This window comes from Nitratireductor sp. ZSWI3, assembly GCF_024655565.1.
Lineage (GTDB): Bacteria > Pseudomonadota > Alphaproteobacteria > Rhizobiales > Rhizobiaceae > Nitratireductor.
This window is the reverse complement of sequence record NZ_JANKOF010000158.1, coordinates 1-5996: the sequence shown is the minus strand read 5'-3', so window position 1 is coordinate 5996 and position 5996 is coordinate 1. Positions and strand designations below refer to the sequence as shown.

At 63.9% G+C, this 5996-nt stretch carries 8 protein-coding genes; 5 read left to right on the top strand and 3 right to left on the bottom strand.

The features are described 5' to 3' along the window. Positions 1 to 133 precede the first annotated feature (133 nt). From trpS to NUU27_RS24645, 3 genes are all read left to right on the top strand, one after another. Entirely contained in the window at positions 134 to 1201 is a 1068-nt protein-coding gene (trpS, locus tag NUU27_RS24655) for a tryptophan--tRNA ligase (protein WP_257764945.1), read from the top strand. A 93-nt stretch (positions 1202 to 1294) separates the two neighbouring features. After that, positions 1295 to 1786 carry a universal stress protein gene (locus NUU27_RS24650; protein WP_257764944.1) on the top strand — a complete coding sequence of 164 codons (492 nt, stop codon included), beginning with the start codon at positions 1295 to 1297 and terminating at the stop codon, positions 1784 to 1786. A gap of 93 nt (positions 1787 to 1879) precedes the next feature. Beyond that, positions 1880 to 2452, top strand: coding sequence for a NifU family protein (locus NUU27_RS24645; protein ID WP_257764943.1), 573 nt, complete (start codon positions 1880 to 1882; stop codon positions 2450 to 2452). Between the two features lie 153 nt (positions 2453 to 2605). Here NUU27_RS24645 and NUU27_RS24640 read toward each other — a convergent pair whose 3' ends face one another. Beyond that, positions 2606 to 3229: a L,D-transpeptidase gene (locus NUU27_RS24640; RefSeq protein WP_257764946.1), complete on the bottom strand. Its 624-nt coding sequence runs from the start codon at positions 3227 to 3229 to the stop codon at positions 2606 to 2608. A gap of 317 nt (positions 3230 to 3546) precedes the next feature. Between NUU27_RS24640 and cueR the strand changes: the two genes are divergently transcribed. Both cueR and NUU27_RS24630 read left to right on the top strand, forming a co-directional pair. Further along, the gene (gene cueR, locus NUU27_RS24635) at positions 3547 to 3975 is read left to right on the top strand and encodes a Cu(I)-responsive transcriptional regulator (protein WP_257764942.1); all 429 of its coding nucleotides are present in this window, start codon (positions 3547 to 3549) and stop codon (positions 3973 to 3975) included. A gap of 49 nt (positions 3976 to 4024) precedes the next feature. Continuing rightward, positions 4025 to 4525 carry an MmcB family DNA repair protein gene (locus tag NUU27_RS24630; protein WP_257764941.1) on the top strand — a complete coding sequence of 167 codons (501 nt, stop codon included), beginning with the start codon at positions 4025 to 4027 and terminating at the stop codon, positions 4523 to 4525. 3 nt (positions 4526 to 4528) lie between these two features. On the opposite strand, the gene NUU27_RS24625 is transcribed toward NUU27_RS24630, so the two are convergent. Further along, complete coding sequence (locus NUU27_RS24625) at positions 4529 to 5146, bottom strand: 2-hydroxychromene-2-carboxylate isomerase (RefSeq protein WP_257764940.1); 618 nt, start codon at positions 5144 to 5146, stop codon at positions 4529 to 4531. A gap of 61 nt (positions 5147 to 5207) precedes the next feature. Next, positions 5208 to 5753 (bottom strand): thioesterase family protein, encoded by a 546-nt coding sequence (locus NUU27_RS24620; RefSeq protein ID WP_257764939.1) that lies wholly within the window; start codon positions 5751 to 5753, stop codon positions 5208 to 5210. Positions 5754 to 5996 lie beyond the last annotated feature (243 nt).

The following is a 5996-nucleotide window of genomic DNA, read 5'->3' as shown; positions in this document are numbered from 1 at the left end:
CCGCGCAGGGCGTGGCGCAAGCCCGACCAGCAGGCCGAAGTGCAATCGGCGCCTGGGGCTTGATTGCCGGTTTCGCGTCGTCCATAAGCCATGGCGCGCGGCATCGCGCGCAAACCGGCATTCAGGAACGATCATGAGCGAATTCAAGGAGCTCGTCTTCTCCGGCGTTCAGCCGACGGGCAATCTTCATCTCGGCAATTATCTGGGCGCGCTGCAGAAGTTCGTTGCGCTGCAGGCGAGCCATGAATGCATCTATTGCGTCGTCGACCTGCATTCACTGACGGCGACGCTCGTGCACGAGGACCTGGCCGAACAGACGCGGTCGATCACCGCCGCCTTCCTGGCGAGTGGCATCGACCCGAGAAAGCACATCGTGTTCAACCAGAGCCAGGTGATGCAGCACGCGGAGCTGGCGTGGATCTTCAACTGCGTGGCGCGCATCGGCTGGATGAACCGCATGACGCAGTTCAAGGACAAGGCCGGAAAGGACCGCGAGAACGCCTCGCTCGGCCTGCTCGCCTATCCGAGCCTGATGGCCGCCGACATCCTTGTCTACCGCGCCACGCACGTGCCCGTCGGCGACGACCAGAAGCAGCATCTGGAGCTGACGCGCGACATCGCCCAGAAGTTCAACAACGACTTCTCGGCGCGCATCGCACAGCTCGGCTATGGCGTCGAGACGAAGGTCGGCGAGGAGACGGTGAACGGCTTCTTCCCGCTCACCGAGCCGCTGATCGAGGGACCCGTGACGCGCGTCATGAGCCTGCGCGACGGATCCAAGAAGATGTCGAAATCGGATCCTTCCGACCTCTCGCGCATCAACCTGACGGACGATGCCGACACGATCTCCAAGAAGATCAAGAAGGCAAAGACCGATCCCGAGGCGCTGCCGTCGGAGGTGGCCGGGCTCGAGGGCCGGCCGGAGGCGCAGAACCTCGTCGGCATCTATGCGGCGCTGGCAGGGGTCGCGCGCACCGACGTGCTGGCCGATTTCGGCGGCCGCCAGTTCTCCGAGTTCAAGCCGGCACTGGCCGAGCTCGCCGTCGAGAAGCTGTCGCCGATCGCCGATGAAATGCGTCGCATCTCGGCCGACCCCGGCTATATCGACGGCGTTCTTCGCGACGGGGCGCTGCGGGCCCGCGAGAAGGCTGAGCAGACGATGAAGATGGTGCGCGAGATCATCGGGCTGATCGGCGACTGACCCGTCGATGAGCCCGGCTTGCCCAAAACCACCGGCAATGGCAGATTGCGAGCCGATGGGGCGGGTCCGTCGCCCGTGAAACAGGACGTGTGAATGGTCTCCAAGCGACTGATCCGCGAGGCGGGGCACCGCCGCAAGTTCCTTGCCATTATCGACGACACGCCCGAATGCGAGCGGGCCGTCGCCTACGCCGCGCGGCGCGTGCAGGCGACGAATGGCGGCTTGGTGCTGCTGTTCGTCATCGAGCCGGGTGATTTCCAGCACTGGCTGGGCGTCGAGCAGATCATGCGCGAGGAAGCGCTGGCAACCGCCAAGGCGGCGCTCGACACGCATGCGGTGAAAATCCGCGAAACCATCGGCATAGAGCCCGAATTGGTGGTGCGCGAGGGCAAGCCGGCCGACGAGATCCACAAATTGATCGAGGAAGACCAGGACATCGCGATCTTTGTCCTGGCGGCCGGCGGCTCAAAGGAAGGCCCCGGCCCGCTCGTCTCTTCCATCGCCGGCAAGAGCGCCGCCTTCCCGATTCCGGTGACCGTGGTGCCGCACAATCTCAGCGACGAAGAGATCGAAAGCCTGGCATAGCCGGGTGCGCATCCCCATATCGCGGCTTGAACCCAGGGCGCATTCCGCCTATTTTAGAATAATTCCAAGAAACGCCAGATCGGAAATCCATCGATGTTCATTCAGACCGAAGCGACTCCCAATCCCGCGACGCTGAAATTCCTGCCTGGCCGCGTGGTTCTTGAAGACGGCACGGCGGATTTCCGCGAGGCCGCGGCGGCCGCCGAAGCATCTCCGCTGGCCGGGCGCCTTTTCGAGGTGCCGGGCGTCACTGGCGTGTTCTTCGGCTATGATTTCATCACCGTCACCAAGGACGGCGAGCCGGACTGGCAGCATCTCAAGCCGGCGATCCTCGGCACGATCATGGAGCATTTCATGTCAGGCCAGCCGGTCATGGCGCCTGCGGGCGCCGGCCTGCCGGTATCCGAGGACGGCGAGTTCTACGACGAGGCGGACGAGGACATCGTCTCGACCATCAAGGAGCTTCTGGAAACGCGCGTGCGGCCGGCTGTCGCCCAGGATGGTGGGGACATCACCTTCCGCGGCTACGAGAAGGGCACCGTGTTCCTGCACATGAAGGGCGCCTGTGCCGGCTGCCCGTCGTCCACCGCCACCCTCAAGCATGGCATCCAGAACCTGCTGCATCATTTCGTGCCCGAGGTTCGGCAGGTCGAGCAGGTGCTCTGAGGCCTCGGAGTTCGCCAATTCCGGCCTCTATAGCGCCGTGCGTCTGTTTGGACGCACAAAAATGCTCTAATGGCCGCAACAAAAAAACCGGGCCTTCGAGCCCGGTTTTTTTTGGAGCCTTCAAGGAGAGGCTCCACAATTGCTGAGACGGTTCTACCGCTTGACGATTACCTTAGCACCGATTTCGGTGCGATTGTAAAGGTCGATGACGTCCTGGTTCATCATTCTGATGCATCCGGAAGACATGGCCTTGCCGATCGATGCCCATTCAGGAGTACCGTGCAGACGGTAGCCCGTGTCGCCGCTGCGGTTGAAAAGATAGAGCGCGCGGGCGCCGAGCGGGTTGCTCAGCCCGGGGGGCATGCCGCCGCGCCACTTGGCGAGCTCCGGCTGTCGGCCGATCATGGCGGCCGGTGGCGTCCAGGTGGGCCATTCGCGCTTCATGGCGATACGCGCAGTACCGGCCCATTCGAATCCCTCGCGCCCGACGCCGATGCCGTAGCGCACGGCCTTGCCGCCATCCAGCACGAAATAAAGGAATTTCGCGTTGGTATCGACGATGATCGTGCCGGGTTTCTCGGTCGTTTCGAAGGAAACGATCTGGCGGTGATACTGACGGGGAACCTTGCTGATCGGAATGCTCGGCAGCTGGTAGCCGGCGTCCCTGACGGTTCCGTAGTCGGAGGTGAAGATCTTGAGCGGCCCGCCGGTCGTACAACCTGCCAGAGCCGTCGCAAGCCCCAACGCCGCGGCGATGACAAAAGGTCTGACTTTCATTTGGTCTCCAATCCCCCGAATGTCCGGCGCCTGCCTGAAGTGCGCCACACTCTCGTTCTCTTTCTTAAATTGTTGGTTAACAAATTGCCAAGACTTCGAGCTTCCGTGACGCAATTTTCCGCCTTAATTCATGATGAACATTGCAAAACGGCAACAGAACGCTCAACTGAGCAGTAATGCCCCGTGGTCTGACCGAAACAGATGGTACCCGTCTGATTCAACAAGTCAGCCCACAAGCTATTGATCTGGTGTGGCAATTTTTCCCAACAGACGGGTACCGTCTGTTGAGATCGCACCACCAGGACCTGGAGAGAGCCATGAACGTCGGAGAAGCGGCACGCCGGTCCGGCCTGCCGGCCAAAACAATTCGCTACTATGAAGAGATCGGTCTGATTGCGCCGGAGCGATCGGGGAACGGCTACCGCTATTATCGCGGCGAGGACATTCATTTCCTGGTCTTCCTGCGCCGGGCCCGCGGGCTTGGCTTCTCGATCGATGCGTGCCGGCAGCTGATGACGCTCTATCGTGACAAACAGCGCGCCAGCCACGACGTGCGCGAGATCGCCGTCTCGCATGTCCGCGCCATCGACGAGAAGATCGCCGAACTCGAGACGATGCGGGCGACGCTCAGCCAACTGGTGGATGCGTGCCACGGCGACGACCGTCCCGATTGCCCGATTCTCGACGACATCGCGGGCGCCCCGCTGGGCGAGACGCGCCTCGCCGGGGCGGCGCAGCCGGTATAATGACCGGCAAAGCCTTCATGTGCGCGCCTGGTGATGGCATAATCGGATCATGTCGATCGTCTCTCCGATTCCCGTAAACCCGCTGGCCGACGGGCGTCAGTCCGAGCGCGCCATGATCATCCGCCGCGGCGTGCAGCGAATGCTTTTGCAGATGGGCGCCGTCGTCCTGCCCGAGCTCACGCTCGCCACCGGGCGGCGGGCCGACCTGGTGGTGCTGACGGGCAGGGGCGACATCTGGATCATCGAGATCAAGTCGTCGGTGGAGGATTTCCGCGTCGACCGCAAATGGCCCGACTATCGTCTCCATTCCGACCGCTTCTTCTTCGCCACGCATCCCGACGTGCCGGCGGAGATCTTTCCGCAGGAATGCGGCTTCATCCTCTCCGATGGCTACGGCGCGGAAATCATGCGCGAGCCCGAGGAGCACCGGCTCGCCGCTGCCACCCGCAAGGCGATGATGCTGCGCTTCGCACGTGCCGGCGCGGCCCGCATCACCGCCGCCGAGCTCGCCGGCATAGCCGTGCCGCTCGCCGAGGGAGAGGGCGGCTGAGAATCAGGCGGTGAAGGGCTGGCGTCCGGTTTCAAGGGCGCGATCCAGATATTCGACGCGATCCTGGCCGAAGAACGCCTCGCCGTTCAGGACGAAGGTCGGCACGCCGACGGCATCCGCCGCCACGGCGTCCTGCGTGTTGCGGGCCCGGATGGTGGCGATCTCCTCGGTTCCGGCTGCATCCAGGATCGCCCGGGCATCGAAACCCGCGGCCTTGAGATGCCGCGCCAGGGTCTCGGCATCGGCAATGTTCTCCTCATTCGCCCAGACGGCCGAGAAGACGCGGCCCATATAGTCCATCGGATCGTGCCCGGCCGCCACAAGGGCCGTGATGACATGGTCGGACAGCGCCGGATCCACCGGCCAGTGCTTGGGCGAGGTATTGATCGGCAGGCCGCGGAAGTCGGCGATGCGCTGCAACTCGACGAGGCGCAGGCGCTGGCGCACGGGCGGGCGCTTGGCCGGCGGCACAGCGCCGGAGATTTCCCAGAGGCCCATCAGGTTGACGGGCTTCACGCGCACCCTGGCGCCATGCTTTTCGGTGACGGAGCGCAGCGCTCCGTGGCCGAGATAGGTGAAGGGCGAGGCGGATGTGATGTAGTAGTCGACAACGGCCGTCATCAGGATCTCCGGTGCTTCTGGAAACCGGAGCCTAACCCCGTTCGGCGACGGCGCAAGGGCGTCAGGAGAGGATTTTCGCGCGCGCCCTGAGCCCCTGATGCGAGGCCATGAAGGTCTTCTCCTCCTCGGTCGGCGGGCGGGGCGCCGCTTCCTGCCCGAGAAGGGCCATCACCTCGTCGACCTCGACGAAGCGCCTGTTGCGATGATCGTAGACGCCGCCGGTGGTGAGGATCATCGCGGCGACGCGGCCGTCGGCGAGCACGAAGCGGTGCTGGCCGATGATCTGCGTGCCGTGCCAGGTCTCGATGGTGGAGACCACCTCGAAACGCTGCCACAGCCTGACCTCGCGCACATAGGCCGTCTGCAGGCCGCCGAGGAGCGGCGCCCAGCCGCGCTGGCGCGCCGTGGAGATCAGCCCGCTCCTCAGAAAGATGTCGATCCGCCCGAGGTCCGCCATCATCATGTAGCGGGCGTTGTTCAGGTGGATGTTCATGTCGACATCCGTGGGCAGGCAGCGAAAGGCTAACCGCCCCTCGTCACCGAGGCGGTAGGGACCGCGGCGCTTGCGCGTCACCGCGACACGGAGCAGGCGCATCCAGACATACATGGTTCAAGCAACCTCGATCTCGTACGGGATTGATGGTCCGCCGGCACCGCCCTTCATCCGGTCCTTGGGTCCACCTTCTTTCTCCGTTCACGGCAAAGCAATCGCATATGGTCTTTCTTGCAGGCTCCGCCTGCGACCCCCACCCGTCCTTCGGACCCCTCCCCTCAAGGGGGAGGGAAGAAAGGCTGGGCGCCCGATCATCCCCCTCCCCCTTGAGGGGAGGGGTAAGGGGTGGGGGTACCG

What these genes read in the sequence shown, in the direction of transcription:
- trpS (WP_257764945.1), top strand. Translation starts at nt 134, where the DNA reads ATGAGCGAATTCAAGGAGCTCGTCTTCTCCGGCGTTCAGCCGACGGGC.
- NUU27_RS24650 (WP_257764944.1), top strand. Translation starts at nt 1,295, where the DNA reads ATGGTCTCCAAGCGACTGATCCGCGAGGCGGGGCACCGCCGCAAGTTC.
- NUU27_RS24645 (WP_257764943.1), top strand. Translation starts at nt 1,880, where the DNA reads ATGTTCATTCAGACCGAAGCGACTCCCAATCCCGCGACGCTGAAATTC.
- NUU27_RS24640 (WP_257764946.1), bottom strand. Translation starts at nt 3,229, where the DNA reads ATGAAAGTCAGACCTTTTGTCATCGCCGCGGCGTTGGGGCTTGCGACG.
- cueR (WP_257764942.1), top strand. Translation starts at nt 3,547, where the DNA reads ATGAACGTCGGAGAAGCGGCACGCCGGTCCGGCCTGCCGGCCAAAACA.
- NUU27_RS24630 (WP_257764941.1), top strand. Translation starts at nt 4,025, where the DNA reads ATGTCGATCGTCTCTCCGATTCCCGTAAACCCGCTGGCCGACGGGCGT.
- NUU27_RS24625 (WP_257764940.1), bottom strand. Translation starts at nt 5,146, where the DNA reads ATGACGGCCGTTGTCGACTACTACATCACATCCGCCTCGCCCTTCACC.
- NUU27_RS24620 (WP_257764939.1), bottom strand. Translation starts at nt 5,753, where the DNA reads ATGTATGTCTGGATGCGCCTGCTCCGTGTCGCGGTGACGCGCAAGCGC.